We start from the raw sequence: 26,560 nt of genomic DNA on the forward strand, positions 1-26,560 counted from the left end.
CGGTGGCCCGCCTTTCCCTCCTCATCAAGGTGTACGGCTCCGACACCCCCGCCCTCGCGTGCGCGGCCCGCACCGCTCCCACCTGCGGAGACGTCCACAGAGCCGCTCCCTCCAGGGTGCACGGCCGCCACACGACGAGAGGTCGAAGATCGACAGCGGCCCTCCGTGTCCGGGGCCGACCCTGACGAGCGTCCTCACCTTCTCCATCTTCAGGAGGTGGACCAGGCACCACTCCTACTCCCTGAGGCGGACGCAGCTTCGGGACCTGGGGGCGATCCCCTGAGATGGGCCCGCTCCTAGCGTGGAGCCATGACCACGCCCCTCTGCGCGAGCACCTCCAAGGCCGTCTCGTACTCGCCGTACCACCCGAACTCGCATCCGCCCGCGCACGTCCACCCGCATCAGCAGTCCCATGCGCACGCGCCGCCGTACAAGTCCTTCTCGTCGTACGTACGGGCGCGGGGGCCCGTGCTGCTGCGGACCGCTCGCTCGCTCACCGCGAATCCGAGCGACGCCGAGGACCTTCTCCAGACCGCGCTCACCAAGACGTATGTCGCCTGGGACCGGATCGAGGACCACCGAGCCCTCGACGGGTACGTCCGCCGGGCTCTCGTCAACACCCGTACCTCGCAGTGGCGCAAGCGCAAGGTCGACGAGTTCGCCTGCGAGGAACTGCCCGAGCCGGCCGGTCTTCCCGCGCCCGACCCTGCCGAGGAGCAGGTGCTCCACGACGCCATGTGGCGCGCGGTGATGAAGCTGCCGGACAGACAGCGCGCGATGGTGGTGCTGCGTTACTACGAGGATCTGAGCGAGGTCCAGACCGCCGAGGTGCTCGGGGTCTCCGTGGGCACGGTGAAGAGCGCGGTGTCGCGCGCGCTCGGGAAGCTCCGCCAGGATCCGGAGCTGGTGCCCGTCCGCTGACGCGTCCGGGGACCCGTAGGCGAACGGCCCGTGAGCGAACAGGCCGTAACCGAACAGGCCGTAACCGAACAGGTGCACCGTCCTGCTCCGCACCCAGTGTTTTCTACTCCCGGGTAGTGACATACCGCGTGGTATGTGCGCAGAATCTCCGCAAACCTTTCTGCCACGCCACGCCATGCTGCGCCGCCTTCGCGTAGCGCCAGCGCCCACCGGGAGGACGCCGTGCTGAGCACCATGCAGGACGTACCGCTGACTGTGACCCGCATCCTGCGCCACGGGATGACCATCCACGCGAAGTCGCAGGTCACCACCTGGACCGGGGAGAGTGAGCCGCAGCGCCGCAGCTTCGCCGAGATCGGCGCGCGCGCGGCACAGCTCGCCGGCGCCCTGCGCGACGAACTCGGCGTCACGCGTGACGAACGGGTCGCCACCCTCATGTGGAACAATTCCGAACATGTAGAGGCATACTTCGCGATCCCCTCCATGGGGGCCGTCCTCCACACGCTCAACCTCCGTCTCCCGCCGCAGCAGTTGATCTGGATCGTCAACCACGCCGCCGACCGCGTTGTCCTCGTGAACGGTTCCCTGCTGCCGCTCATCGCGCCGCTCCTCCCCCATCTGCCGACCGTCGAGCACGTCGTCGTCTCCGGCCCCGGTGACCGGGGGCCGCTCGCCGAAGCCGTCGCCGGGACCGACGGCCGCGTCCAGGTGCACGAGTACGAGGACCTGATCGTCGGCCGCCCCACCACGTACGACTGGCCCGAGCTGGACGAACGCACCGCCGCCGCCATGTGCTACACCTCCGGCACCACCGGCGAGCCCAAGGGCGTCGTCTACTCGCACCGTTCGATCTATCTGCACTCCATGCAGATCAACATGGCCGAGTCGATGGGCCTGACCGACAAGGACACGACCCTCATCGTCGTACCGCAGTTCCATGTGAACGCCTGGGGCCTGCCGCACGCCACCTTCATGACCGGCGTCGGCATGCTGATGCCCGACCGGTTCCTCCAGCCCGCCCCGCTGGCCGACATGATCGAGCGCGAGAAGCCCTCGCACGCCGCCGCCGTGCCGACGATCTGGCAGGGGCTGCTCGCCGAGGTCACCGCCAAGCCGCGCGATCTGACCTCCATGGTCCGTGTCACGATCGGCGGCTCGGCCTGTCCGCCCGCGCTGATGGAGGCGTACGACAAGCTCGGCGTACGGCTCTGTCACGCCTGGGGCATGACGGAGACCTCGCCGCTCGGCACGATGTCCAACCCGCCCGCCGGTCTGACCGCCGAGGAGGAGTGGCCGTACCGCGTCACGCAGGGACGTTTCCCCGCCGGCGTCGAGGCGCGGCTGACCGGGCCCGGCGGCGACACGCTGCCGTGGGACAACGAGTCGGCCGGCGAGCTCGAAGTGCGCGGTCCGTGGATCGCCGCCGCCTACTACGGCGGGGCCGGCGCCGAACCGCTCAAGCCCGAGGACAAGTTCAGCGAGGACGGCTGGCTGAAGACGGGCGACGTCGGTGTCATCAGCCCCGACGGCTATCTCACCCTCACCGACCGCGCGAAGGACGTCATCAAGTCCGGCGGCGAGTGGATCTCCAGCGTGGAGCTGGAGAACGCGCTCATGGCGCACCCGGACGTCGCCGAGGCCGCGGTGGTCGCCGTGCCCGACGACAGGTGGGGCGAACGGCCGCTGGCGACAGTCGTGTTGAAGGACGGCGCGAGCGCCGACTTCCCGTCGCTGAAGACCTTCCTCGCCGGGAAGATCGCCAAGTGGCAGCTGCCGGAACGGTGGTCGCTGGTGGAGTCGGTACCGAAGACGAGCGTCGGCAAGTTCGACAAGAAGGTGATCCGGAAGCAGTACGCGGACGGGGAGCTGGACGTCACCCAGCTGTAGCTGTAGCTGTAGCTGTAGCCCTGCCCGCGTCGCCCCGGCACCAACTGCCCCCTCAGAGGGTCAGTTGGTGCCGATCTTCGCGAGCAGGTCCACGATCCGCGCCTGTACGTCCTCACTCGTGGACCGCTCGGCGAGGAAGAGCACGGTCTCCCCGGAGGAGAGCTGCGGCAGCTCCGCGCGGTCGATACCGGTGGAGGTGTAGACGACCAGCGGCGTACGGTTCAACTGGCCGTTCGCGCGCAGCCAGTCGATGATGCCCGCGCGCCGGCGCCGTACCTGCATCAGGTCCATGACCACCAGGTTCGGCCGCATCTGGCCCGCGAGCGTGACCGCTTCGCTGTCCGTCCCCGCGCGCGCCACCTGCATGCCGCGACGCTCCAGCGTGGCCGTGAGCGCGAGCGCGATCTCCTCGCTCTCCTCGATCAACAGCACGCGCGACGGGTGCTGTTCGCTGTCGCGCGGCGCCAGGGCCTTGAGCAGTACGGCAGGGTCGGCGCCGTATGCCGCCTCGCGCGTCGCCTGCCCGAGCCCGGCCGTCACCAGCACCGGGACCTCGGCGGCGACGGCGGCCTGGCGCAGCGACTGGAGCGCGGTACGGGTGATGGGGCCGGTCAGCGGGTCCACGAACAGCGCCGCGGGGAAGGCGGCGATCTGCGCGTCGACCTCCTCACGGGAGTGCACGATCACCGGGCGGTAGCCGCGGTCGCTCAGGGCCTGCTGGGTGGAGACGTCGGGGGCGGGCCAGACCAGCAGCCGGCGCGGGTTGTCCAGCGGCTCGGGGGGCAGCTCGTCGTCGACGGGCCGGGGCTGGGGGCGGTTGGCGACCTCGACCGCGCCGCCGGGGCCGTCCAGCGGCTGGGGGCCTTCGGCGCCCTCGTCCGGGGCGCCTATGGCGTAGGCGCGGCCTTCGGAGTGGGGGCCGTGGGCGAGCGGGCCGCCCTGGCCGCCGTGGGTGGGGCCGGAGGGGGACCCGGTGCCGTTGCCGGTGCGGGGGCCGGTGTCGTCGGGGTCGTGCGGGGCGGAAAGCCTGCGGCGGCGGCCTGCGCCGAGGGTCTGGTTCTGCTGCTTGGTGATCTGCTGCGAGAAGGGCACGCCCTGGCCGAGGGTACGGACGCTGAACGCCCGCCCCTGCGTGGAGTCCGCCGACATCGGCTCCTCCTCGGGGAGCGGCTGGGCGGGGGGCAGCGGCTGGGCGGCGCGGGGGTCCTGGGCGGTTCTGCCGTCAGCCGTGCCGCGGCCGTCGCTGTCGTCGGTGTCGTCGTCCGTGTGCGCGTGCGCGTGCTCGGTCGCCGGTACGGCGCCGGGGACGGGCCACGAGGGTTGCCGGCCGGGCGTCTCCTGGCCTTCCGCGCCGGGCATCACGCCGACGCCGGAGGCGGTGGGCATCGCCGGTGCCCAGCTGTTGGGATCCACGTCCGGGTCCACGCCGGGGTCCATGGCCGGGGCGGCGTCGTCGCGGGTCTCCGGCCCGGGCGCGTTCGTACGAACGCGCCGTTGGTCCGTCGGAGCCGTCACCGGGTGCGGCTTCAGGGGCGTGTGGTCCGCGCGCGGGTCCGACCTGGCGGTGTCGTGGCGCCCCGGCAGTGACGCGTCGGGCGCCGGCGCGCGGTCGGCCTCGGCCGGCGGGAGCGCGAACTGCGCGCGGGGCGGCGCGGCATCACCGGCGGGCGCGGGCCGCTGCTGCGCGGGCGCCAGCGCGCGCCGGGCACGGCGGACGGCCGGTTGCTGCTCTGCCGTGGCCGGCGCCGTGGCCTGCGCCGTCGCCTGTTGCGGGGCTTGCTGCGGGGTCTGCTGTGGCGCCTGTTGCGAGGCGGGCGACGGGCCGGAGGGCAGGGCCGGGAGGGCGTTCTGGCCGCCGTGCCGGGCACGCCGCCCCGTACCGGCCGCCACGGCTTCCTGCTGTGCGCCGTGCGGTACGCCCTGCGGCGGTACGGCCTGGCCGAGAGCCGCGCGCCCGGTCCGATGGGAGCCCTCGGCGGCCGTCACGACCGATCCCTCGGAAGCGGCGGATGCCACGGCCTGGGGAGCGGAGGGGGCGGAGGGAGCGGGAGGAGCAGGGGGAGCGGGAGGACCGGACACCGCGAGTTCGGCGCCGGGTACGACCCCGGCCGCGTTCTCCGCCTGGCTCGGCCGACCGCGCCTGCGGCCCGTACCTCCACCGGGGACGCCACCGCCGTTGCTCTCGCCCGAGCCCTGCGCCGGGATGAGTTCCTGCTGAGAAGCCGCCTGCGAGTCCGGTCCGGGGGCCGCCTCCGTACGAGCCCTGCGCCGCCCCGTGGGCTCCCCGGGCTCCTCGCTCGGAGCGCCGAGGAACGCGTCCGTGGACGCCCGCCGCGCACGCCGCCGCCCACCGCCGCCCGGCCGGCCGGAGCCACCGGTCGACCCCGGCGTCTCCTCCGGCTGAACCTCCGCCCGGCTCTCCTCGGCCGTGGGCGGATGGAACGTCCCCGACCCGTCCCCGAGCGGCACTTCGAGCACATACGCGCTGCCGCCCATGCCCGGCATCTCGTGCGTCTGCAACACCCCGCCGTGCGCCCGTACGATCCCCCGCACGATCGGCTCGTGCACCGGGTCGCCGCCCGCGAACGGTCCGCGCACCTCGATCCGTACGACATCCCCGCGCTGCGCCGCGGCGACCACGATCGTCGAGTCGACGTAACCGCCGCCGGGCACCACCCGCGTCCGGCCGGTCGAGTCCACGCCCGCCACGTCAGCCGTGAGATGCGCGAGCGCCGTCGCCAGCCGTACGGGGTCGACCTCCGCCTCGATCGGCGGCGCGTGCACCGCGAACTGCGCCCGGCCGGGGCCGATCAGCTCGACCGCGCCCTCGACACCGGCCGCCACGACTCCGTCGAGCAGCACTTTGACCTTGGTCAGCTGCTCCAGACCCTCGTCGAGCCGCTGGTAGCCGAGGACGTTGTCCACCAGCGTCGTCATCCGGGCGTAGCCGGCCGACAGGTGGTGCAGCATCTGGTTGGCCTCGGGCCACAGTTGGCCGGCCGGGTCGGCGGCGAGCGTCGTCAGCTCACCGCGCAGCTCCTCCAGCGGGCCGCGCAGCGCGCCGCCCAGCACGGCCGTCAGCTGGTGATGGCGGCGGGCCGTGTTGTCGTACCGCTCCGCCAGCTCCTCGATCTCGGCCGCGTACCGGTCGCTGCGGTCGGCGAGTTCGGCGGTGTGCCGCTCGACGGCCGCGGCCAGTTCCGTCTCGTGGCGCTCGATCGTCTCCGCGAGCTCCGCCGCGTGCCGCTCGGCGGTCTCCTGGGCCTCGGTCGTGTGCGCCTCGACCAGTTCCTCGTACGGACGCCGGTCGGTGAACGTCATCACCGCGCCGACCAGCTGCTCCCCGTCCCGTACGGGAGCGGTGGTCAGGTCGACCGGCACCTGCTTGCCGTTCTTCGCCCACAGCACCTGCCCGCGCACGCGGTGCTTGCGGCCCGACTTGAGGGTGTCGGCGAGGGGCGAGTCCTCGTACGGGAACGGCTCGCCGTCACCGCGCGAGTGCAGGATCAGCGGGTGCAGCTCCTGGCCGCCCAGATCGCTGGCCCGGAAGCCGAGGATCTGCGCGGCGGCGGGATTGACGAGTACGACGCGGCCGTCGGTGTCCGTACCGACCACGCCCTCGGCGGCGGCCCGCAGGATCATCTCGGTCTGCCGCTGCGAACGCGCCAGCTCCGCCTCGGTGTCGACGGTCCCGGAGAGGTCGCGGACGACGAGCATCAGCAGCTCGTCACCGGTGTAGTTGTGCAGGTCGTTGTAGGCCTGGGCCTGCTGGCCGTCCTCCAGGTTGGCGCTGGTGACCTCGACGGGGAACTCGCTGCCGTCCGTACGCCGCGCCACCATCCGGGTCGGCTTCGTACGGCCCCGCTCGTCGGAGGCCTCCGGCCGGCGCATCGAACCGGGGATCAGGCGCGGGTCGAACTCCGGCAGGAGATCGAGCAGACCACGCCCGACCAGGGCCGTACCCGGGGTTTCGAAGGTTTCGAGGGCGATGGTGTTGGCGTTGACGACGGTGCCGTTGCTGTTGACCAGCACCAACCCGTCGGGAAGTGCGTCAAGTATCGCCGCGAGGCGAGCAGCGCCTCGGGATGGCCTGCTGCTCACGACGACGCTTCCTCCCTGAACCACTGCACCTTGCGGACGGCCGGTCCCATCTTGCCCCTCTGAGTCTCAGCCTGTCACTGGAGGGAGTCTAAGGGCTGGGAGCACGGCAGCGCGGCGGATGAGGGGGAGCTCTCACCAAGGTTGTGTGCACACCCGGTACGCACCCCCCGTGCGCCCCTCTTCCCGCGGCTCAGCCCCTGGCGGCGGGGAGCACGGGGACCATGTTCTGCCAGCGGGAGATCTCGCACCCGTTCTTACGGCTGAACGTCGCGTCCACGCTCCGCCCCTGCCACGTCCCGGTGACCCGGGCGGTGGCGGGCCCGCCCATCTGCATGGTGCACATCTGGCCATCGGGCACCGGCGCGAAGGGGTCCCTCCCCTCCCCGGCGAGCTCGTCCAGCCGCGCACACGCGGACATGCTCTCGGGGTGCGTACCGCCGGCGGGCCCGCAGCGCAGCTCGTATGTGCCGTCGGCGCGCGTGATGTTGGTGTCGGCGACGGTCACGGTGAGCCGGTCCCGCTCCTGCTCCTGGAGCGGTGACGCCAGCGGCAGCGGCGCGTGATCGAGCGGCCCGGCGACGGCGGTGGGCGCGAAGGCGGCCACGGCGGCGAGCGAGGCGGTGAAGGCGGCGGTGGCGGCGGTGGCGGTGAGGGAGAAACGACGCGACACGGGAGCTCCTGACGGCAGACGATTCCGAGGGGCCCGCCGGCGCGGCGCCCGCCATCACTAACGCGCGCGGGCCCCAGTCGTTGCGCACCGGCGAGGGGCGCGAAGAAGCGCTTTGCCCTGCGGGCTTCCCGCCTAGTACCGTGGGCGGCGATTGGTGACACCGCGCTCGGCTGTGTCATCATCTGACACGCACCACCCGCGCCCGCGCGGGTGTGCTGGAGGCGTCGCCTAGTCCGGTCTATGGCGCCGCACTGCTAATGCGGTTTCGGGGTAACCCCCTGATCGAGGGTTCAAATCCCTCCGCCTCCGCGCACCACTCACCGAAGCCCCGTCCACCCGGTCGGGGCTTCGGCCGTTACCGGACACTGTTTCGGGGAGTTTCCGCAGCTCAGACAGGGTCCGGCTAATGGATTTCACGTGACGCCGCAGGTCATGTAATGTTGTTCTCGCAACGCGGACGGGCCCGAAAAGCCCAGCACGCCAAGCACTCGTAGCTTAACGGATAGAGCATCTGACTACGGATCAGAAGGTTGCAGGTTCGAATCCTGCCGAGTGCACAGCAGGTCAAAGGCCCCCCGGACATCGTCCGGGGGGCCTCTGACATCAGCGCCTGACATCACCGCACCCGGTAGACCGATCAGCCGGTGCTCTCGCCCTCCTGGTCCTCATCGGGAACATCCGGTCCGAGCGCGTCGTCCATCCGGTCCGCAGCGGCACGCAGCGTGGTCCCCATCACGTGCGCGTAGGTGTCCAGGGTCATGGTGATGGTGCTGTGGCCCAACGTCTCCATGATGGTTCGGGCGTCGCCTCCCTGCGCGAGCAGCAGCGATGCGCACGTGTGCCGCAGATCGTGCACGCGCACGCACCTTCGCATCACGGCACAGGACCGTCAGCATCCGATTCAGGCTGCGCGGGTCCGTTACCCGTCCGGTCGCCGTGGTGAAGACGACCCCGGCGGGGTGACTCGCCAGGGGCTGCCACTTGGCGCCGGCCACCTTGCACTCTTGCTCCTGCTGATCCCGGTGCGCGGTGAGCGCCAGTACGCAGCGCTTGGGCAACGAGATCGTACGGACGGAGCGCATCGTCTTCGGAGTCCCGAAGAGGAGTTCTCGGCGGATGCGCTGGACGTTCCGCCGCACCCGCAGCGTTCCGGCCGCGAGGTCGATGCCCGACCACGTGAGTCCGAGGACTTCACCGCGTCGCAGACCGGTGGACACCAGCAGCAGCCACAGTGCGTAGAGCCGGTGCGGTTGGGCGGTCTTGAGCAGTAGCCGGACTTCCCCTGCTTCCAAGGGGCGCACCTCCGTGCGGTCGACGGTGGGGGTCTCCACGATCCGCGCGATCATCTCTTCGCGGATTTCCTGTTGGAGTGCGGAGCGCAGGACCGCGTGGACGTACTGGACGGTGCGGGCCGACGGGAGGCGCTTGCAGCAGCGCCCTACGGCGCAGCACGCGCGCTTCTCTTCCGGCCGTGCCGTGTCCGCGCCCCTCAGGCAGCAGAGGCATGCCGCTTTGAACTCGGCGAGGAACTTCCGGACGTCCGCCGGTGAAAGCCGGTTGAGCCGCTTCTTTCCGAGCGCCGGGCGGATGTAGAGGCGGGACAGTCCCTCGTAGCTGTTCAGCGTTGCGGGCTTGAGCCGTGCCGGCGCGATCGTGGCCAGCCAGTAACAGTCGGGAGAGTGGCCGTGGCGCCCGTGCCGGGTCCGAGCCAACGGGCGTACGACATCAGGGACCTGATGTCGTACGCCGGCCTGACCGCGTTCACGGACTGCATGGCACCTTGGTAGATCCAGTGCTCCCCCTCGTCGTCGCCACGGTCCGCGTCGCGGGCAGTGTGGCGCGGGCCCATGCAATGGCCGCCGCGTCGTCCAGGTCGACCACGGTCACCCCTGCCCCGCCGGGGTAGTAGGCGCCCGCAGCGGCCGTACGCCACGCGTTCGCCCACTGCGGGGAGGTGAGGGTGTGCGGGTCGGTGGCGGCGGCGGCCCACGCGTGGCACGGCGCAGGGCCCGGGGGTTTTCATGTTTGGCCGGCCGCCGCACACGTTCCGGGCGCAGGTGCGGCAGTTGCCGAAGGGGCCCTTGCCTGCCCGGAGAGGCAGCGGCGTGACACCCGCCGTCGCAAGGCTCAGAGCGGTCCGCAGGTGATCGGGCAGCGTGGTCATGCCGTCACGTACAGCGCCGTACGGGCGAGGAACGCGCGGCCGATGAACTCGCCGTAGGCGGGCGGGATGGCCTCGGTCAGTTCCTCGCGCGTCCCGTCCACGTGATGCCCATCGCATCCTGTAGCTCCGGCACTTCTGGAAGCATCAACAGGCCCTACTCTGCGCATTTTTGACACTTCATCACCGATATCTAACTGTGACATGAGGTGCCTGTGTGTCGCGGAGAGTCGGGGGTGGGGGCTGGTTAGGGTCGCCCCTCAACGCGCGCGTTGAGGGGCGACCCTAACCAGCCCCCACCCCCGAAAAGCTCTCCGCGGTCTGCGATTTGCCGTTTGCGATTTTGTTTTCTCGGCCGCGATGCTTGAGGAGTGCCGAGGCGCCCGGCGCATCACTGATCACGACGCTCAAGGGGAGATACCGTGCTTGACCAGATTGCTCATTCCGTGCCCATCACGCTGGGATGCCTCTCGCTCATCGCTCTTGCGTCCGACCCGGTCGCACCCTGCGGTCCGGAGGCCAAGCAGCTGGCGGAAACCGTCACGGGCCACCTTCGTGCGATGGCCAACCATGCCCGTGCCATCTCGGTGCTGATCGTCCGGAAGTCCGGCGTGGCCGGAGACGAATGAGTTGGGCCCCGGCGGCTGGCGCCTGCCGCCGGGGCGCCATTTGGTGTCATCCGTGGAAGTTGTTGCGCTTGATCACGGCCTTACGGATGTGGAAGGTGTTGCCGCCGCTGTGGTCGCTCGTGCCGAGGGTCTGCACGGCGATCCAGCCGCCGAAGATCACGGCGGCGAGGGAGATTAGTTGCGTGATGAACGCGGTCAACGCGGCGACGAACGACGTGAGCAGCAGCAGACCGCCGCACACGGCGAGGAACCCGACACCTCCGAGGGCGACGTTCACCGTCGTACGCGAGACGGCCGGCTTGGCCGCGAGAGGTTCGGGCTGCATGGGGCTGATCGCGTAGCCGCTGACGACGCGCCCGTCGGGCAGGACGATGGTTGCCACGGCCGGGACCGTGCCCGGCTGCATAGGCACCATCGGCGCTGCCTGTACGGGGGTGATAGAGGCGGAAGCGGAACCGTCTGTTCGCGTTCGGCGAGGGTGCGGGAGACGTCTTCGTTGCGCACGACCATGCGTCCGTGGGACTTCTTCGCCTCGACGCCGGCGCCGCCCAGGACGCGGGTGAGGTCGCCGAACGACCAGCGGCCGTACGCGTCCGTGTTCAGGACCGGGAGCCGCTTGATGACGTCCCGGGTGAACGCCCGCTTCTCGGCTCCCAGGACGGTGAGGATGTCGGTGAGCGCGTCGCGCTCTTTGCCGCGCTCGATGGCGCGCAGGGTGGTGACGCCGTCGCGCAGGGCCTTGGCCCGGTGGGCGACTTCGACGGCCGGCTCGTCGTCTGGCGACTGATGCAGTGCATGCAGAGCGAACTGTGGGTAGGGACACCCGTACCGGAGGCGAAGGTACCCGCCTACGGATCAGAAGGTTGCAGGTTCGAATCCTGCCGAGTGCTCAGCAGGCCAGAGGCCCCGGATGATGAGTCCGGGGTCTCTGGTGTTGGGCCGTACAGCAGCGAAGCACGGCGACATTGCCCGTGAAACCAGGCATTACGTCCCGGAGCGGGCATCGGGACCCCATCCGATCGCGTCGCGGAAGTCGCGGACGGTCTTGAGAAGCCCGGCGGCGACGGGGCAGTACGCGTAGAAAGTCACGCAGGCGCTGCACGTCCGGGAGTGATCGAGGTAGGCGTTCCACGCCTTCTCTTCCTGGATTTCAAGTTTCTGGACGACGGTCATTCGAGCCCCAGGGCGCGCTTGGCGTCCTTGTGGGTCCACGCGATGTTGGCCCCCGTGCCGCAGGTCACGCCTGGCGTCCGGCACGGAACGCACTTCATCCGGTGGGTTTCCAGATCCCGGGCCGACCGTTCCATGATGTCCTCAAGCGCTGCCCGCTCCGCGGGCCCGATCTCGGGGGCGTTCACGCGTCCACCCCTGCCAACTCCCGAGCACCGCGCCACTCGTTGGCCAGCTCTGCACCGCGCTTGCAGGAGATCCCCACCGCCCGGCACCCGCAGACCTCCAGGTGCGCCGCGTAACGGCCGTGGGCCTCGTTCGCGGCGTACTCCAGGAAGCCAGCCACGCTCATCTCCACGACGACCGTGATCCGGGTGTCCAACGCGCCTTGCGCCATCACCGGCAGGCCCTGCTTCTGGAACCTCTCACGGCGCTCCAGCGCTCTGCCGATCCCTGCTTTCGATTGCGCGCGTGTGGTGCGGTTTGAGTTCCCCATGTCGATTGCTCCCTGGTTGGGCGGTCGGCAGTCCCCGGACTGTGTGGCGCGGTTCGGGGACGCTTACTTGACCAGGCTTTCGACATGCCGGCGGCGGAGACAGGGACGCAACGTCCCACTTTCACGACGCTATTCGGTTACCCCCAGGAACTCCGCCAACGGCCGCAGTCCCGGGGGGTGGTTGGGCAGCGACCAGAGGTCGCGCACGATGGCGACCGCAAGGGTGTGGTGGCGTATCCACTCAGGTGCCACGCGCTTCAGGGACTCCAGGGTCTTCACCGCGCCGGCGGCGTCCCCCATGTCCGTGTGCGCCCGTGCTACGTCGAGCAGGAGCCACGTCCGCCATGACGGTGGTGTGTCCTTGCTCAGACGCATGCCCTTGGCCAGCGCGAGGGCGTCCTCGGGGTGCCCGTACTGAACGGCCAGGCGGACACGCTCGATACGGACCGACGACGGACTGAAAACGCTGACCATGCGGTTGTCATCACCCGCGGGGAGCTTGGAGACGCGAGCGGCTTCCCTCTCCGCCGTCTCCATCATCGATGCCGCGCGGTCGTAGTCCCGGCTCCGAGCGGCCGAGGTGGCGGCGCTCATGATGAGGGCGCCCCACACCTTCAGCCCGTCGGCGGCGTCCGTGTGCCCCGCCGCCTTCATGTCGTCAGCGGCACGGTCGGCGACGTACAGCGCGTCCTCCAGGCGCCCTTGGCGCTGGTACGCCCACGCCGTGGAGTTGACGATCATCGGTAGGAGCAGCGGGTCGGAGGACTGCCCCGCCGCGTCTATTGCCCGTTCCAGGCTCGTCAGGGCGAGGTCAGTCGTGCCCATACGGATAGCGACGTGGCCACCGAGCTGGAGCGCCTTCCCGAGGGCCCCGAACCCGGCCCTGCGGTCGTCGTCGGTGCCGGAGACCGACGCGGAACGTGCCTCCTGGATCAGGTCCGGGAGCGCCTTCATGACGACGTCGAACTCAGCCGCGTGGTACTGCGACCATCCGCCGGCGATCTGCTCTCGCAGGCGCTCCAGCGAGAAGTCCGCTCCGACCGGTGGCGGTGGCGGCCCCCACAGCGGCGGCATGATCGCACGGCGTACCGCGACAAGACGCGGGCCGTTGGCCTCACCGGTCTTGGCGACAGCAGGCGGGTCCCCCAGAAGCGTGGTCAGCTCAACACCAAGCCCGTTTGCGAGGGCATGCAGGGTCGGGAGGCGGGCCGAGTGCTTCCGCCCTTGTTCGAGCTGACGGATCACGTCAACGGAGACGCCGGAGCGCTCCGCAAGGTCCTCTTGCGTGAGGTCTGCCAGGCGTCGCAGTCGCCGGAGTGTCTTTCCGAGGTTCTGTTCGCTCGCTACCACGCTGCCACGCTACGCCGCGAAGGTGCGAGAGAGCCCTTCCTGGGAGAGGTCGGCGGAGGCCGTACTGGAGGTACTGAGCCTCTTAAGGGAAGGCTGACGTCGTCCCGTTACGGGAGAAACGGCAAACCACCGTCTGGCTCGGCCTCGCGCCGCTCGGGGGCCGGAGCCCCCGCCTGTCCCGGGATGGAAGTAGTCGGCACGGGGACCGACTTCTTAGGTCCGAACATCAGGCTGGACGGTTGCTGTGTTCGCCGGTCGGACACGACGATCCCGCCGCGCCACTTTCCCATGGGGTCCTGGTACCTGAACTGCAGCTTCTTCAGTCGCCGCCCGAACTGCTCCCGCAATGGCTGGTAAGCGTCGTCACAGTGCACGTTCCACGTCACGTCGCTCAGGTAAGCGTGGCACGCGATGGGGAACAACAGAGAGGACACCACGAGATCGGCGACCTGGAGAAGCGTGTGGGTGTCGCTGTGGCCGAAGACCGGCGACTCGATGACCCCGCGGAGGCTGTCACCGCCCGCGCGGTACTTGCGGGTGGTCACGCAGTGCACATTGGGAGCGTTCTTCACTTTTGTGCGGCTATCGAGGACCATCATGCCGCGCGAGTGCTCATGGGCGAGCTGTGCCTGGAAGGTCTCGTTCAGCGCGGCGACAGAGGCCGGGTACACCCCGGACTCGTCGAACGCCAGCTCTTCTTCTTTGACCCACACGCGAGCGAGGATGCGGGCTTCGTGGGATTCCAACATGTCAAGCAGCGAAGCCACCAACTCCATGGCCGCACGTTGCCAGCCGTGGTTGCCTGTACGGAGGTTCTTGCGGACGTCCGAGCCCTTGATCTCGTGCTGGATTACCTCGGAGAGCTGGTCCGCGTTCCGCAACTGCGGCCGGTAGTGCTTCTTGACGTCGAGGAAGGCCCAAGTGAGGGACTTGACCTGGGCCCGGGGCACGGTGAATCCGCCGACGACAAGGACCGGAGGGGCGTCAGGCCTCATGGGGTCGAGTGTCTGACCGTTGCCCGCCTCGTCGATGTAGCACAGATGCACAGAGTCTCCCGAAACACATCTGTGGCCGCCCCCGAAAGGACGGCCACAGGGTCTGCGCAGCCATATGCGCGATATTTTGCTTGCTGAGTCCGATCCTGCCGAGAACGGCTACGTTCGGTCAAGTCGAGTGCACATTAGGTGGTACGGGTTTCAGCCAAACTCTACGGGCGAAGCCCAGGAACGCCGCTCTGGCGGCCGACGCGATGGCGGCGCAATCGCAGGATGGTAGGCGGGGCAAGACGGTGCGCGGAGGTCGATCTCTGAGACGGGAGTGTGGTGGAGTCTCGGGCTTGTCAAGTCTGAGTGGCGTGGGGTTCGGGGGCCGTAGGATCCTCTGTGTGATCACGGGCGAATTGAAGAGCAAGGTGGGGCGCGTCTGGGACGCGTTCTGGTCCGGCGGTATCTCCAACCCGCTGGAGGTGATGGAGCAGATCACCTATCTGCTCTTCATCAAGCGGCTGGACGAGATCCAGACCCGCAAGGACCGCAAGGCGACGGCGACGGGCAGGCCCGACCCGGACCCCTTCTTCGCGGACGACCAGCAGGATCTGCGCTGGCAGAACTTCAAGCTCAAGGACCCCGAGATGATGTACGGGCTCGTCGCCGACGGCGTCTTCCCGTATCTGCGTCGCATGGGTGGGGATGAATCGACGTATTCCCACCACATGAAGGACGCCCGGTTCACCATTCCTGGGCCCAACCTGCTGGCGAAGGTCGTCGACCTGCTCGATGGCATGTCCATGGACAGCAGTGATACCAAGGGCGACGTCTACGAGTACCTGCTCGCGAAGATCGCCACGGCCGGCCAGAACGGCCAGTTCCGCACGCCGCGCCACATCATCGACCTGATGGTCGAGATGACCCAGCCGGGGCCCCGCGACGAAATCTGCGACCCGGCGTGCGGCACAGCTGGCTTCCTGGTGCAGGCGGCGTCATACGTGCAGCGGGTGCACCGCGACGCGCTGCTCGGGGTGGAGCAGCGTAAACACTTCAATCAGTCGATGTTCCATGGCTTCGATTTCGACTCCACGATGCTCCGCATCGGCTCGATGAACATATTGCTGCACGGCATCGAGAACCCAGACATCCGTTACCGCGACTCGCTCGCGGAGAACGCAGCCAGCGAGGCCGAGCGCTACTCCCTGATCCTTGCGAACCCGCCCTTCGCGGGGAGCTTGGACTACGAGTCCACGGCGGTGGATCTCCAGCGCATAGTCAAGACGAAGAAGACGGAACTGCTGTTCCTGGCCCTGTTCTTGCGACTTCTGAAGCCTGGTGGCCGGGCGGCCGTCATCGTCCCGGATGGAGTGCTGTTCGGTTCGACCAACGCGCACAAGGAGCTGCGCCGCATCCTCGTGGAGGAGCAGCAGCTCCAGGCGGTGGTCAAGCTCCCCAGCGGAGTGTTCAAGCCGTATGCCGGTGTCTCGACGGCGATTCTGTTCTTCACGAAGACGGACTCGGGCGGCACGGATCACGTCTGGTTCTACGACGTGCAGGCGGACGGCTTGAGCCTGGACGACAAGCGCAACCCGCTGCTTCCGGAGGAGCGCCTGGGCGTCCGCCCGCAGGGCGCCCCGCTCACGCCGCACGAACTTTTGAAAAACAACCTTCCGGACGTCCTGGCCCGCTGGCAGGAACGGGATGGCGTGGAGAGAGATCGGGCGAGGACCGAGCAGAGCTTCTGCGTACCCAAGGCAGACATTGCGGCCCAGGGCTACGATCTCTCTTTGAACCGTTATAAAGAGGCGGTCCACGAGGAGATCGAGACGCGGACACCGCCCGAGATTCTGGCCAACCTGGAGGAGCTCAACGAGGAGATCGCTAAAGGTACGGCAGAGCTGAAGGGCATGCTGGCGTGACGGCTAGGAGTGCACTTCTGGGAGAAGTCGTCGACTTTTACGCGGGCTCCTCTTTGCCAGAAGGAGAGGACTGGCAGGGACAAGAAGGGGGGTACCTGCTGACGCGCGTTTCGGATATGAATCGCAGCGGCAATGAGAAGTACATTCTGTCGACCCGACAGTGGAGTGCGGCGCCGTGGCAGAAATCTGCCACCTGCCCGGGTGGTGCGGTGGTTATTCCTAAGCGAGGTGGTGCCATTGGCACCAATAAGAAGCGCATCGTTCTGCGTGCGGCTGTACTCGACCCCAACCTGATGGCCATGAAGCCGCACCAGGACGTCCTGGATCTCAACTATTTGTATCAGTGGTTCCTTGCGGTAGACCTGGGGAAACTTGCAAGTGGTAGCTCAGTTCCGCAGTTGAACAAGAAGGATCTTGCGCCACTTTCCATCTCACTCCCGTCTCTCGCGCAGCAGGAACGCATCGCCGCCGTCCTCGACCAGGTGGACACCCTCCGCGCTAAGCGCCGCGAGGCCATCACCCTCCTCCACGACCTCGCCCAGTCCATCTTTCTCGGAATGTTCGGCGATCCTGCAGCCAATTCGCGTAATTGGCCGCAGGGGACAGTGTCCGATCTTGTTGCTGGCTTCGAAAGCGGCAAAAGTGTAGCCCCTGGAAGTGACGAGATGTCGCAATCTCGTGTACTTAAAGTAAGTGCGGTAACGTCCGGGGAATTTCGAGGGCAGGAGAGTAAGCCGCTCCCCGGGCACTATGAAGTCCCGCCGAATCACTTTGCTCGAAAAGGGGATCTGCTGTTCAGTCGAGCCAACACCGAAGAGCTGATCGGTGCTGTGGCGCTAGTGGAAGTGGAACCCGGAAGGCTTGCTCTTCCGGACAAGTTGTGGCGCTTCGTGTGGCCTCGCGAAGGGAATGGATTCCCCCTGTATGTGAGGCACTTGTTCCGTCAAGAAGGATTCCGTCGGCAGATTCGTGAACGTTCATCCGGGACTAGCGGGTCGATGAAGAACATCTCGCAGTCAAGCGTTCTGGGAATCCCTTGTGGAATCCCTCCCGAGGAATTGCAACGAAGTTTTTCCGAGTACGTTCAGCGTATCGACAAGATGCGCTCTGTGCATCGCGCCCACCTCGCTGCCCTTGATGAACTCTTCACCTCCCTGCAGCATCGTGCATTCTCCGGCACGCTCTGGGATCATGGAGTGACCACCGATACGGCGTAAGCCGCTTTCGCTGCACTTAGCGTGCAGCACCGACCGCACCACAGGTCAACCATAGGGTCGGGCAGGGGAGCCCGACCCAGGGGCGGGTTTGCCGTAGGAGACGAGCGTCTCGTACGGGTCGGTATACGCCGGGCCGTAGACGGGGTCGTGTAACAGGGGAGGGGAACCCGGAGTGGGTAAAACGCAGCACAGCGACGACCAAGGGCAGAGAAAGCAGGCCCGGGGCCGTGCAGCCGCCGACAACATCAGCCGCGCAGCGACCGGCAACTTCGCTTTCCTTCGCGCTGAGTGGCCCGCCCTCTACGACGAGGCGATCCGCGCCGAGCGGTTGATCCACCATGACCCCCGTGCTGCCTGCTTCTATGCCCGCCGTGCCGTCGAAATCACGGCCCGCTGGATGTACGACAAGGACAGCAGCCTTAGTGAGCCCTACAAGAAGGACCTCGCGGCAATGCTCCACGAGCCGAGCTTCCGGCAGCTCGTCGGGCCGACGGTCAACGCCAAGATGGACCTCATCCGCCGACATGGCAACAACGCCGTGCACAAGGCCGCCCCGGTCCCGAGGACCGTCGCCGAAGCCAGCGTGAAGGAGCTGTTCCACTCCCTTTACTGGTTCGCCCGGACCTACACCCGCCAGGCCGCCGTGCTGCCGCCCGCCGGGCTCGAGTTCGACACCAGCGCCGTACCGCGTCCCCTCTCTCCGCAGGCCCGCTCCTTGAAGCAGGCCGAACTCAAGGCCAAGGAGACGGAGGACGAGGCACGCTTCAAGGAGCAGGCAGACCAGCTGGCTGCCGAGCGGGCCCAGAACGAGGATCTCGCCCGCCAGCTCGAAGAACTCAAGGCACAGGTCGCTGCCGCGAAGGCCGCCAACCAAGCCGTACGGGACACCCACGACTACGACGAGCAGGCGACCCGGGACGCCTTCGTCGACCTGCTCCTCAAGGAAGCGGGCTGGGACCTCCTCACGCCAGGCAAGGACACCGAGTATCCGATCGCCTCTGGGATGCCCACTAAAACGGGCAAGGGGTACGTCGACTACGTGCTCTGGGGTGACGACGGCAAGCCTCTCGCCGTCGTCGAGGCCAAGCGGACCCGGCGCGACGCCCGTGACGGGCAGCAGCAGGCGAAGTTGTACGCGGACGCGCTAGAGAAGCAGTTCAACCGCCGTCCGGTGATCTTCTACACCAACGGATACGAGACCTACCTCTGGGACGACGCCGCGTTGGGCATGGACCGCGGTTACCCACCCCGCCGCGTGCAGGGCTTCTTCACCAAGGGCGAGCTGCACTGGCACATTCGCCAGCGCGCCGGACGCCTCTCCCTCACGGCCACGTCGGTTAACGAGAAGATCGCCGGCCGCCCCTACCAGCTCCGCGCGATCAAGCGGGTGGGTGAGACCTTCGAGCGCGACCGGGGCCGTCAGGCGCTGCTCGTCATGGCCACCGGCACCGGTAAGACTCGTACCACCGTGGCCCTCGTGGACCAGCTGATGAAGGCGGGCTGGGCGCAGCGGGTGCTGTTCCTCGCCGACCGGCAGGCGCTGGTCACCCAGGCGATGAAGGCGTTCAAGGAGAACTTGCCGAACACCCCTGCGGCCAGCCTGCTCGACGACAAGGCCGCCCCGGCCCGCGTCTACCTCTCCACGTACCAGACGATGATGAAGCAGATTGACGTCATCGACGGAGCGGGCCGCCGCCGCTTCGGGCCCGGCCACTTCGACCTGATCGTCATCGACGAGGCGCACCGCTCCGTGTACGCGAAGTACGGCGAGCTGTTTCGCTACTTCGACTCCTTGCTGCTCGGCCTGACCGCCACGCCCAAGGACGAGGTCGACCACAACACGTACAAGCTGTTCGCCATGGAGGACGGGGTCCCGACCGACTCCTACGACCTCCATGAAGCCGCCGCCGAGGGCTACCTCGTCCTCCCCAAGGCGGTGAAGGTGCCGCTGAAGTTCATGGAGCAGGGCATCCGCTACACCGACCTCTCGGAGGAGGAGAAGGCCGACTGGGACGCCAAGGAGTGGACCGAGGACGGTGACATCCCGGACGCTGTGGGCCGCCATGAAATGAACAAGTTCCTTTTCAACGAGGACACCGTGGACAAGATGCTGGAGACGCTGATGACGCGCGGCCACCGCGTTGAGGGCGGCGACCGGCTCGGCAAGACGATCATCTTCGCGAAGAACAACGACCACGCCCGGTACATAGAGGAGCGCTACAACGCGAACTATCCGCAGGGTGCCGGCCACACCGCGCGCGTGATCACGTACAAGGAGACGTACGCCCAGTCCCTCATCGACGACTTCTCCAACCCGAAGAACCCGCCGAACGCCCCCGACATTGCCATCTCCGTCGACATGCTCGACACCGGCATCGACGTGCCCGAGGTGGTGAACCTGGTCTTCGCCAAGCCGGTCTTCTCCAAGACCAAGTTCTGGCAGATGATCGGCCGCGGCACCCGCCTGCGCCCCGCCCTCTACGGCCCCGACCCCGACAACCTCGACCACGGCAAGCAGAACTTCTACGTCTTCGACTTCTGCGGCAACATCGACTTCTTCAACAGCCAGCTCGACCGGTCGGAGGGGCGCAGGGCCGTCACCCTCACCGAAAAGCTCCTCCAGCGCCAGCTCGACCTGGTCCGGGTCCTGGACAAGCGGCAGCAGCCCGACCCGGCACGGGACGCCGGCCCCGACGTGATCGGCACCGAGGCGGAGATCCGCTGGTCGCTGGCCCACCGGCTACACCACATCGTCACCGGTATGAACCCGGACAACTTCCTGGTCCGCCCGCACCGCCGGGAGGTCGAGGTCTTCAGTGACTTCGGCAGCTGGCACCGGGTGGACGACGACGCGGACACCGCGATCCGTGACCACCTGCTCGGACTGCCCAGCGAGTTTCGCCCGGACGACGAGGAGACGGGCGAGGAGGCCAAGCGATTCGACCTGCTGGCGTACGGTATCCAGCTCGCCGCGCTGGAAGGCGGCAAGGAGTTCGCCAAGCTGCGCGCGAAGATCCAGGACATCGCTTCCAACCTGCTTACCAAGACCAACATCCCGGCGGTCGGCGAGCAGGCCGACCTGCTGGAAGCGGTGGCGGGCGACGAGTGGTGGGGCGGCGTCACGCTCCCGCTGCTGGAGGACATGCGGCGCCGTATGCGCCGACTGGCGCGTCTCACCGACCCCAAGGTCAAGCGGAACGTCGTCTACACCGACTTCGCTGACACGTTCGGCGACATCACCGAGGCCGAGATCCAAGGGATGCCCCAGGGCACGGACGAGCAGCGCTTCAAGCAGAAGGCCCGCGCCTATCTCCTGCGCCACGAGGACCAGCCGGTGGTGCGCAAACTGCGTCTCAACGAGCAGATCAACGAACTCGATCTCGCGGACTTGGAGGAGATCTTCCTGTCAGAGGCCATTGCCTCCCCGGAGGACCTCGATGAGGTGCGGTCCTCTGGCGGCCTCGGCCTGTTCGTGCGCGGGCTGTGCGGACTGGATCGGCAGGCCGCACAGAAGGCGTTCGAGGTCTTCTGTATGGGTAAGCAGCTTAGCTCCCGCCAGATCGACTTCTTGACGTTGATCATCGATACGGTGGCAAAGCGCGGAATCTTGGGCTTGGGCGACCTTTACGATGATTCGTTTGTCGATCTTGCCCCGGGCGGCCCCGACGACCTGTTCACCGGTGAGGAACTCGAAGTCCTCAACGTCATCTTCAAGGAACTGGAGCGGACAGCCAGGCCCACCACCTTGGCGGCCTAGGCTCGGCGTCGCGGCGATCGCATACCGGCCAGCCGGTGCCACTGTTCCGAGCTGACGGCAACGACGGCACACAGAGGCCGTCGATCACGGCTGTCAACGATCAGCCCCTCAAGAGCCTGCCCGATCCTACGGATCAGAAGGTTGCAGGTTCGAATCCTGCCGAGTGCACAGCAAGCCAGAGGCCCCGGACATCAAGTCCGGGGCCTTTCGCGTTGAGCCGTACAGCAGCGAAGTACAGCAACCGCGTCAACCGCTGTCAGCCGGTACCGCCCATCGCGTCCGACAGCTTGCCGATCGCGGCGCGTACTTGTTCCTCGCTCGCCTCGGCGTAGACCTTCAGCCGTAGCACCGGCCCTTGATCACCGCAGCTTCCCAAGCGGAGGTGGTAGTCCAGGGGCTGAACGTGCCTGCCGCCGCCCTGTGATGTTTCTTGATCCGGTCGCGCTCTTGTACAGGGGGCCGGAAACTCCGGTTGCCCCAGGAGGGCTCAAGTGCTTTTCAAACGCGTCGTGCTGGCCGTAGGGATCGTCGTCGCTGCTGGTCTGCCGACAGCGGGGACGGCTGCGGCGGAGCAGGGGACGGCGGCCGGTCGGATCACCGCCACTGGCTATTCCTCCGGCTCTCCCGCTCTGGTCTCGCTCGACCCCGTGAGCGGCGACGTCATCCGGACCTTCGCGCAGAACGCCGAGGACGGCGTCCTCTCTCCGAAGGGCTCCGCCGTGGCATACATCCAGCGCGACGAGACCTGCATTCCCCAGACCGAAGGCTGTATGTACGCCCGGAACCTGGTGGTCGCCAACGGCGATGGCAGTGACCAGCACGTTCTGGTCCGGGGTATAGCGCCCGAAACCAATGAGGCCCCGTACGTCGGACACCCCGACTGGTCCCCGGACGGCAAGCGGATCGTCTACGACAGCCCGCGCGGTATGGAGTGGATCAAGAGCGACGGCACGGGACAGGAGGTGCTCACGACAACCGGCGGCGCGGGCACCTTCTCGCCCGACGGCCAGAGCATCGCCTTCGTGAGGACCACCACGTACGAGACTGCCGACGGCTGGGAGTACGGCAGGGACGTCTGGGTCATGGACATCGCCACCCGGCAGGCGCACCAGATCAGCACCGCTCGCAACGCGCGGTCCACGCCCGTCGACTGGTCCCCCGACGGGCAGCGCATCGTCCACGTCACCGAGAACGGCCTGAACGCCGTCCACGTGGCGACAGGCGCCGTCACCGAGCTTCAGAGCAGCTGGACAACCCCCCTCAGCAGCGTCCAAGGCCCCGTCTTCTCGCCCGACGGCACCAAAATCGCCTTCTCCGCCATGGACGACTTCGACTACACCCGCAGCACCTACCTCGTCGACGCCGCCGACGGAAAGAACCCGCAGGTCCTGACGGACCAGGCTGTGACCCCCACCGACTGGCTGAGCAGGTAGCGGGAACGCCGGCCGCGGGCACGGGTGGTGCCCGGGCCGGTCATTCCGTCTGGTCCACCGACGTCGGCGCGCCGATCAACGAACCCGACGAGCACAACGTGTTCGAGCCGCTGACCGGTCTCGGTGCGGGCGGCGGGCTGGTGGTGGTTCCGGCCACCGATCTGCTGGTCGCGTACGGGAAGTGAGGGGGGGCGGTCGGTCCGGCCGCCACCCTCTGGCCCCGCCCACGGTTGGCCACTCCGGGCGAGCCCTGAGCCACTGGAGCGGCGCGCTAGGCATCACCGGGTTCGATCACGTCGAGATCGGCGCGCGCAGAGTTACCGCGCTGGGAGAGATGCGCCGGTTCATCGAGTCCTACCCCCAGCTGGCAGCCACGTGGCGAGCCGAGCCCACGCGCAGCGGCTTGGCCCTTGAGCGAGAGGGGTAGCCGCCGTACGTCATAGAGCAGGTTCGAATCCTGCCGAGTGCACGGCAGGCCGGAGGTGTTGAGGCGTACGGCCCGGCCGGGGATTCGTTGGATCGTGCTGCCAGTCAGGCACACCACGACGTGACGTGGTCACGTAGGTAGTCGGCGAGTTCGATCGGCTGGAGGTCGAGCGCCGCCAGGGCCGCGACGGTCGGTGGGACGCGGATCGGGGAGAAGTCCCCGATGTCGGGGTCGTCCAGCTCAGGGCCGTTGCGGCGGTGCGGATCCAGGCACAGTACGTCGGCGCGGAAGTAGTGGCGTACGACCGTGATCTTCTCGCCGGGTTCTGTCACGGTCAGGAACTCGGTCGCGGGGCCGATCGTGGCGCCGATTTCCTCCATCACTTCGCGGCGCAGGGCCGTTTCGAGATCCGCGTCGTCGGGTTCGACACCTCCGCCGACGGTTTCGTAGTAGGAGGTTCCACCCGGTCAGCCCCGGCGCAGGAACAGCAGGTGGTCGTCATCGAGCAGGACCGCGCGGACGTTGCGCCGTATCTTCACGGGCGTGACCATAGTGCGTCCGGCTTCGGGCCGGGCCTGAACGCGGTGAGGGAGTGATGTCGTGGGCTCGCAACTGCGGCTGGTGGATCTGCCGGTGAGCTTCGCGCGGCCGGTCGAGTTGTTCGCGTACATCATCGGGCACAGTCAGCTGCTGCTCAGAGGGCGGCAGGACAGCGGGCAGGGGTACGCGACAACGCTGGAAGTCGTCTTCAAGGACGTCCGTGCCCTGTCGGTGCTGGACGGCTACCCGGAGTTGACCATCCGTCTGGCGTCCGGTGAGGAGGAGCGGGAACTGTGCGAGGCCGTCCCGGGGCCCTGGCGCGGCGATCGGGCCTTTGTGCTGGGGGAGCGGCTGTTGGGTGGGTTCGTCGTCGCCGGCGCCGTGTATTGGGGGGAGTCGTCCGCTCCGGAGAGTTACCGCAGTTTTCTTGTTCCGGAGTATCAACTGCCGCAGCTCGACATGGACTCGCCCCGTCCCGACAGGCCCCGGACGATCTACAGCCCCTATCCGCCGCACTGACAGCGCGCAGGACGATGCCGAGAGAGTCCGCGTAGCCTCGACGTCTCCCGCTGCTCGTGGGGCCTGCCGGCCGCGAACCGTTCTTCGCGGGCGTGGCCGCCGCCGAGCTGGAACCGGGCGACCAGCGGGCCCTGGACGGGCGGGTGCTGCCGATCGAGTACCGGCCGACCGGGCGGGACATTCCGCGGGCCTGAGCCGCGGGTACGGAGCTCGCGGTGCGAAGCCGTAGAGTGCGCCGCCATGCGCCGTCACTTCGGCGGGAGCGCAGGGACTCAGGGAGACGCCGCGGTGTGGGACGACCTCGTTGCTCGGTACGCGTGGACCGATGCGGACGCGCTGGAGGCGTACACCTTCTCCGTGGTCGCCGGGAGGTCCGAGGACGACGTGATCCGGGCCTTCGGGGGTGATCCGGGGGAGTCACGGCTCATGACGTTCGCCGAGGCCGCCGACGAGCAGGCGGATCACCTCTACGAGGATTACGAGCTGCTGCGCGTCGTCACCGGCAAGGAGCATGTCGTCGCGATCGAGTGGGGGTACCACGGCAGCCTTCCCGAGATCGCCCGGCGGGCTTCGGCGGACGGCGGCGACTTCTTCAGCGTCCATCGGGACGTGAACGGCCGACAGCAGGTCATGCGCGCTCTGGACGGCCGGGTCGACGGTGCGTTCGACCCCTACGAGTTGGAGGACCCCGAGGACTCCGTTCCCACCTGGGCGGACGGTGTCGTCTTCTCCGCGGGCAGCCTCTGCGCGGAATCCTTCGCGCTCATGGAGCGCACCATGGGCGTCGCCGTCGATCCGGCCTGGATCGACACTCCGCTCCGTACGGTGCTGCTTGCCGCGCCCGGCGAACTCTTCGGCGGGCCGGAGAGCACATGGCTCCAGTGAACTTGTCAGTCCTGGATCGGCAGGTCCGGGTGGGTGGCGAGGAAGATCAGGTAGCCGACGGCCGCCGCCGTGCCCACCGTGGCGAGTACCAGGCCCGTACGCGCCTGGGCTCGCAACTCCTTGTCCTGGGAGCGGTGGTGGGAGATTCCGCAGAAAAGGCCCGACACGCCTAGCGGAAGGGCGAGATAGCAGACCACCATCCAGAAAGGGCAGCAGAACCAGATCGCCACAGAAGCGCCGCCGAGCCAGATGGAGCGGGAGACGTGACGCTTGGGCGGCGGGGCTGAGGTTGGCTGTGGGGGTGAGGGCATCAGTAGTTCATGCTCAGCACCGTGAGGACGCCGAGTGCCACCACGAGCACCGGCGCCAGCACCGCGAGGGCGAGCAACGCCGTCATGGTTGTCCAGCAGAAGCGGGTCAGCCGTTCCGCGCGGGCCAGCGCCACCCGGTACTCCGTGTCGTCGTCCCAGTCGCGCTCAGTCGTGTCCGTCATGTCTGCCCCCTGCCGGGAGCTTAAGCGTTTGTCGGGCGGGCGGCAGGCGGCGATCATCGCGGGATGAGTGACGTTGCTGACGTGCAGGCATTGGTTGTCGTCGATGTGCAGACCGCCTTCTTCACGGGGAAGGGCGCCGTGCCCGGAGCCGGGCCGGTGCGGGAAGCCGTCGAGGGGATGCTGCGGCGGGCGCGGGAGCGTGGGGTGCTCGTCGTGCATCTGCAGAACGACGGGTCCGAAGGGGCCGACGACGAGGTCGGGACCGCGGGGTGGGAACTCGCCCTGCCCGTCGTGGAGGGGGAACGCGAGGTGGTCGTGCGCAAGGACCACGACGACGGTTTCGCGGGGACGTCGCTCGGCCGGCTGTTGGTGGGCGCCGGGGTGAAGGGGATCGCCGTGTGCGGGGTGATGTCCGAGATGTGCGTGTCGGCCACCGCGCGGACCGCGCTGGCGCGCGGATACCGCGTCGTACTGCCGCACGACGCCCACGCGACGTACGACGCCCCCGCCGTCGAGGGCATCAGCGATGCCGTCCCGGCCGCGACGGTGTCGCGCGTCGCCGAGTGGGCGCTCGGCGACCGGGCCGAGGTTGTCGCGCGGGCCGTCGACGTGCCGTTCGACAGAGGCAACAGAGGCAACAGGGGCGATTGAGGCTCAGGCCGGGACCACCACGAGCTGGCTCCCGTCCTCGTAGACGACCCTCCCCGGCGCCACCGCCGACCGGAGCCGTACGCACGCGACGTCGTGGGCCGCCAGCAGGTCGAGATACCCGGGCACCCGCGCGAGCAGTTCGTCCGCCGTCGACTTGAACCAGGCCACCGCGCCCGGGTTGAGGTCCTGGTCGTAGACCGTCGGGTCGACCTTTGTGGGGTCGAGGTACGCCGCGTCGTACCAGTCGTTGTTCGTACGCCAGAAACTCCACTGCTCGGCGGTCAGCCTGCCCTCCCGCGCCAGGCCGTTGGCCAGGGCGAAGATGCCCGGGAAGTGGCCGCGCGGGCT

At 68.2% G+C, this 26,560-nt stretch carries 24 protein-coding genes, 2 tRNA genes and 4 pseudogenes; 14 read left to right on the top strand and 16 right to left on the bottom strand.

Going from position 1 to position 26,560, the window contains the following annotated elements; translation table 11 throughout:
- Window positions 1-309 precede the first annotated feature (309 nt).
- Together P3L51_RS15220 and P3L51_RS15225 are read left to right on the top strand one after the other, a co-directional pair.
- Window positions 310-921 (top strand): SigE family RNA polymerase sigma factor, encoded by a 612-nt coding sequence (locus P3L51_RS15220; protein ID WP_354605741.1) that lies wholly within the window; start codon window positions 310-312, stop codon window positions 919-921.
- A gap of 222 nt (window positions 922-1,143) precedes the next feature.
- A complete protein-coding gene (locus tag P3L51_RS15225; protein ID WP_354605742.1) occupies window positions 1,144-2,808 on the top strand; it encodes a long-chain fatty acid--CoA ligase in 1,665 nt (554 codons plus the stop codon).
- Window positions 2,809-2,868: 60 nt separating this feature from the next.
- Here the strand turns inward: P3L51_RS15225 and P3L51_RS15230 are convergent, their stop codons facing one another.
- Both P3L51_RS15230 and P3L51_RS15235 read right to left on the bottom strand, forming a co-directional pair.
- The gene (locus P3L51_RS15230; RefSeq protein WP_354605743.1) at window positions 2,869-6,909 is read right to left on the bottom strand and encodes a PAS domain-containing protein; all 4,041 of its coding nucleotides are present in this window, start codon (window positions 6,907-6,909) and stop codon (window positions 2,869-2,871) included.
- A 190-nt stretch (window positions 6,910-7,099) separates the two neighbouring features.
- On the bottom strand, window positions 7,100-7,579 hold the full coding sequence (locus P3L51_RS15235; protein WP_354605744.1) for an SSI family serine proteinase inhibitor: 480 nt from the start codon (window positions 7,577-7,579) through the stop codon (window positions 7,100-7,102).
- A 217-nt stretch (window positions 7,580-7,796) separates the two neighbouring features.
- Here P3L51_RS15235 and P3L51_RS15240 point away from each other — a divergent pair.
- Both P3L51_RS15240 and P3L51_RS15245 read left to right on the top strand, forming a co-directional pair.
- Window positions 7,797-7,888: transfer RNA gene (locus P3L51_RS15240), tRNA-Ser, on the top strand.
- Window positions 7,889-8,063: 175 nt separating this feature from the next.
- Window positions 8,064-8,136, top strand: a tRNA-Arg gene (locus tag P3L51_RS15245).
- Window positions 8,137-8,216: 80 nt separating this feature from the next.
- Here the strand turns inward: P3L51_RS15245 and P3L51_RS15250 are convergent.
- The 4 genes and pseudogenes from P3L51_RS15250 to P3L51_RS15265 form a co-directional block, all read right to left on the bottom strand.
- Entirely contained in the window at window positions 8,217-8,435 is a 219-nt protein-coding gene (locus tag P3L51_RS15250; RefSeq protein ID WP_354605745.1) for a tyrosine-type recombinase/integrase, read from the bottom strand.
- A gap of 235 nt (window positions 8,436-8,670) precedes the next feature.
- A pseudogene (locus P3L51_RS15255) lies at window positions 8,671-9,291 on the bottom strand (tyrosine-type recombinase/integrase); the annotation flags it as partial.
- A pseudogene (locus P3L51_RS15260) lies at window positions 9,252-9,743 on the bottom strand (bifunctional DNA primase/polymerase); the annotation flags it as partial. The pseudogenes P3L51_RS15260 and P3L51_RS15255, both read right to left, overlap by 40 nt.
- Window positions 9,740-9,882: pseudogene (locus P3L51_RS15265) on the bottom strand (DNA methylase); the annotation flags it as partial. The pseudogenes P3L51_RS15260 and P3L51_RS15265, both read right to left, overlap by 4 nt.
- Window positions 9,883-10,162: 280 nt before the next feature.
- Here P3L51_RS15265 and P3L51_RS15270 point away from each other — a divergent pair.
- Window positions 10,163-10,369 carry a hypothetical protein gene (locus tag P3L51_RS15270; RefSeq protein WP_354605746.1) on the top strand — a complete coding sequence of 69 codons (207 nt, stop codon included), beginning with the start codon at window positions 10,163-10,165 and terminating at the stop codon, window positions 10,367-10,369.
- Window positions 10,370-10,415: 46 nt separating this feature from the next.
- Here the strand turns inward: P3L51_RS15270 and P3L51_RS15275 are convergent, their stop codons facing one another.
- Window positions 10,416-10,808, bottom strand: a complete 393-nt coding sequence (locus tag P3L51_RS15275) for a hypothetical protein (protein ID WP_354605764.1) — start codon at window positions 10,806-10,808, stop codon at window positions 10,416-10,418.
- A 77-nt stretch (window positions 10,809-10,885) separates the two neighbouring features.
- On the opposite strand from P3L51_RS15275, the gene P3L51_RS15280 reads away from it, so the two are divergent.
- Window positions 10,886-11,344, top strand: a complete 459-nt coding sequence (locus P3L51_RS15280; protein ID WP_354605765.1) for a hypothetical protein — start codon at window positions 10,886-10,888, stop codon at window positions 11,342-11,344.
- A gap of 9 nt (window positions 11,345-11,353) precedes the next feature.
- Here the strand turns inward: P3L51_RS15280 and P3L51_RS15285 are convergent, their stop codons facing one another.
- From P3L51_RS15285 to P3L51_RS15305, 5 genes are all read right to left on the bottom strand, one after another.
- Complete coding sequence (locus P3L51_RS15285; protein WP_354605747.1) at window positions 11,354-11,542, bottom strand: hypothetical protein; 189 nt, start codon at window positions 11,540-11,542, stop codon at window positions 11,354-11,356.
- Window positions 11,539-11,727 carry a hypothetical protein gene (locus tag P3L51_RS15290; RefSeq protein ID WP_354605748.1) on the bottom strand — a complete coding sequence of 63 codons (189 nt, stop codon included), beginning with the start codon at window positions 11,725-11,727 and terminating at the stop codon, window positions 11,539-11,541. The genes P3L51_RS15285 and P3L51_RS15290 overlap by 4 nt, the downstream gene beginning before the upstream one ends.
- Window positions 11,724-12,035, bottom strand: coding sequence for a hypothetical protein (locus P3L51_RS15295; RefSeq protein ID WP_354605749.1), 312 nt, complete (start codon window positions 12,033-12,035; stop codon window positions 11,724-11,726). Before P3L51_RS15295 ends, P3L51_RS15290 begins: the two co-directional genes overlap by 4 nt.
- A gap of 129 nt (window positions 12,036-12,164) precedes the next feature.
- On the bottom strand, window positions 12,165-13,385 hold the full coding sequence (locus P3L51_RS15300) for a helix-turn-helix domain-containing protein (protein WP_354605750.1): 1,221 nt from the start codon (window positions 13,383-13,385) through the stop codon (window positions 12,165-12,167).
- Between the two features lie 107 nt (window positions 13,386-13,492).
- On the bottom strand, window positions 13,493-14,431 hold the full coding sequence (locus P3L51_RS15305) for a DUF3800 domain-containing protein (protein ID WP_354605751.1): 939 nt from the start codon (window positions 14,429-14,431) through the stop codon (window positions 13,493-13,495).
- A gap of 338 nt (window positions 14,432-14,769) precedes the next feature.
- Here P3L51_RS15305 and P3L51_RS15310 point away from each other — a divergent pair, with 338 nt between their 5' ends.
- The 4 genes from P3L51_RS15310 to P3L51_RS15325 all read left to right on the top strand — a co-directional run bounded on the left by P3L51_RS15310 (window position 14,770) and on the right by P3L51_RS15325 (window position 22,697).
- Entirely contained in the window at window positions 14,770-16,290 is a 1,521-nt protein-coding gene (locus P3L51_RS15310) for a type I restriction-modification system subunit M (RefSeq protein WP_354605752.1), read from the top strand.
- On the top strand, window positions 16,287-17,507 hold the full coding sequence (locus P3L51_RS15315; RefSeq protein ID WP_354605753.1) for a restriction endonuclease subunit S: 1,221 nt from the start codon (window positions 16,287-16,289) through the stop codon (window positions 17,505-17,507). The genes P3L51_RS15310 and P3L51_RS15315 overlap by 4 nt, the downstream gene beginning before the upstream one ends.
- A 172-nt stretch (window positions 17,508-17,679) precedes the next feature.
- Window positions 17,680-21,264: a DEAD/DEAH box helicase family protein gene (locus P3L51_RS15320; RefSeq protein WP_354605754.1), complete on the top strand. Its 3,585-nt coding sequence runs from the start codon at window positions 17,680-17,682 to the stop codon at window positions 21,262-21,264.
- A gap of 491 nt (window positions 21,265-21,755) precedes the next feature.
- Window positions 21,756-22,697, top strand: coding sequence for a DPP IV N-terminal domain-containing protein (locus tag P3L51_RS15325; RefSeq protein WP_354605755.1), 942 nt, complete (start codon window positions 21,756-21,758; stop codon window positions 22,695-22,697).
- A gap of 531 nt (window positions 22,698-23,228) precedes the next feature.
- On the opposite strand, the pseudogene P3L51_RS15330 reads toward P3L51_RS15325, so the two are convergent.
- Window positions 23,229-23,564: pseudogene (locus tag P3L51_RS15330) on the bottom strand (NUDIX domain-containing protein); the annotation flags it as partial.
- A gap of 160 nt (window positions 23,565-23,724) precedes the next feature.
- Here P3L51_RS15330 and P3L51_RS15335 point away from each other — a divergent pair.
- The 3 genes from P3L51_RS15335 to P3L51_RS15345 all read left to right on the top strand — a co-directional run bounded on the left by P3L51_RS15335 (window position 23,725) and on the right by P3L51_RS15345 (window position 25,068).
- Window positions 23,725-24,183, top strand: a complete 459-nt coding sequence (locus tag P3L51_RS15335) for a hypothetical protein (RefSeq protein ID WP_354605756.1) — start codon at window positions 23,725-23,727, stop codon at window positions 24,181-24,183.
- Between the two features lie 56 nt (window positions 24,184-24,239).
- Window positions 24,240-24,377, top strand: a complete 138-nt coding sequence (locus P3L51_RS15340; RefSeq protein ID WP_354605757.1) for a hypothetical protein — start codon at window positions 24,240-24,242, stop codon at window positions 24,375-24,377.
- A gap of 94 nt (window positions 24,378-24,471) precedes the next feature.
- A complete protein-coding gene (locus tag P3L51_RS15345; protein WP_354605758.1) occupies window positions 24,472-25,068 on the top strand; it encodes a DUF6461 domain-containing protein in 597 nt (198 codons plus the stop codon).
- 5 nt (window positions 25,069-25,073) lie between these two features.
- On the opposite strand, the gene P3L51_RS15350 is transcribed toward P3L51_RS15345, so the two are convergent.
- Window positions 25,074-25,268, bottom strand: coding sequence for a hypothetical protein (locus tag P3L51_RS15350; RefSeq protein ID WP_354605759.1), 195 nt, complete (start codon window positions 25,266-25,268; stop codon window positions 25,074-25,076).
- Window positions 25,269-25,378: 110 nt separating this feature from the next.
- Window positions 25,379-25,561 carry a hypothetical protein gene (locus P3L51_RS15355; RefSeq protein ID WP_354605760.1) on the bottom strand — a complete coding sequence of 61 codons (183 nt, stop codon included), beginning with the start codon at window positions 25,559-25,561 and terminating at the stop codon, window positions 25,379-25,381.
- A gap of 63 nt (window positions 25,562-25,624) precedes the next feature.
- Here P3L51_RS15355 and P3L51_RS15360 point away from each other — a divergent pair, with 63 nt between their 5' ends.
- On the top strand, window positions 25,625-26,212 hold the full coding sequence (locus tag P3L51_RS15360; RefSeq protein ID WP_354605761.1) for an isochorismatase family protein: 588 nt from the start codon (window positions 25,625-25,627) through the stop codon (window positions 26,210-26,212).
- A 3-nt stretch (window positions 26,213-26,215) separates the two neighbouring features.
- Here the strand turns inward: P3L51_RS15360 and P3L51_RS15365 are convergent.
- On the bottom strand, window positions 26,216-26,560 hold a 345-nt coding region (locus P3L51_RS15365; protein WP_354605762.1), incomplete at its 5' end, for a hypothetical protein.

Origin of the sequence: Streptomyces panacea (assembly GCF_040560175.1) — a bacterium.
Lineage (GTDB): Bacteria > Actinomycetota > Actinomycetes > Streptomycetales > Streptomycetaceae > Streptomyces > Streptomyces panacea.

Excerpts from the sequence above, each read along its gene's own strand:
- P3L51_RS15220 (WP_354605741.1), top strand. The coding sequence starts at position 310 with ATGACCACGCCCCTCTGCGCGAGCACCTCCAAGGCCGTCTCGTACTCG.
- P3L51_RS15295 (WP_354605749.1), bottom strand. The coding sequence starts at position 12,035 with ATGGGGAACTCAAACCGCACCACACGCGCGCAATCGAAAGCAGGGATC.
- P3L51_RS15355 (WP_354605760.1), bottom strand. The coding sequence starts at position 25,561 with ATGACGGACACGACTGAGCGCGACTGGGACGACGACACGGAGTACCGG.
- P3L51_RS15350 (WP_354605759.1), bottom strand. The coding sequence starts at position 25,268 with ATGGTGGTCTGCTATCTCGCCCTTCCGCTAGGCGTGTCGGGCCTTTTC.
- P3L51_RS15360 (WP_354605761.1), top strand. The coding sequence starts at position 25,625 with ATGAGTGACGTTGCTGACGTGCAGGCATTGGTTGTCGTCGATGTGCAG.
- P3L51_RS15285 (WP_354605747.1), bottom strand. The coding sequence starts at position 11,542 with ATGACCGTCGTCCAGAAACTTGAAATCCAGGAAGAGAAGGCGTGGAAC.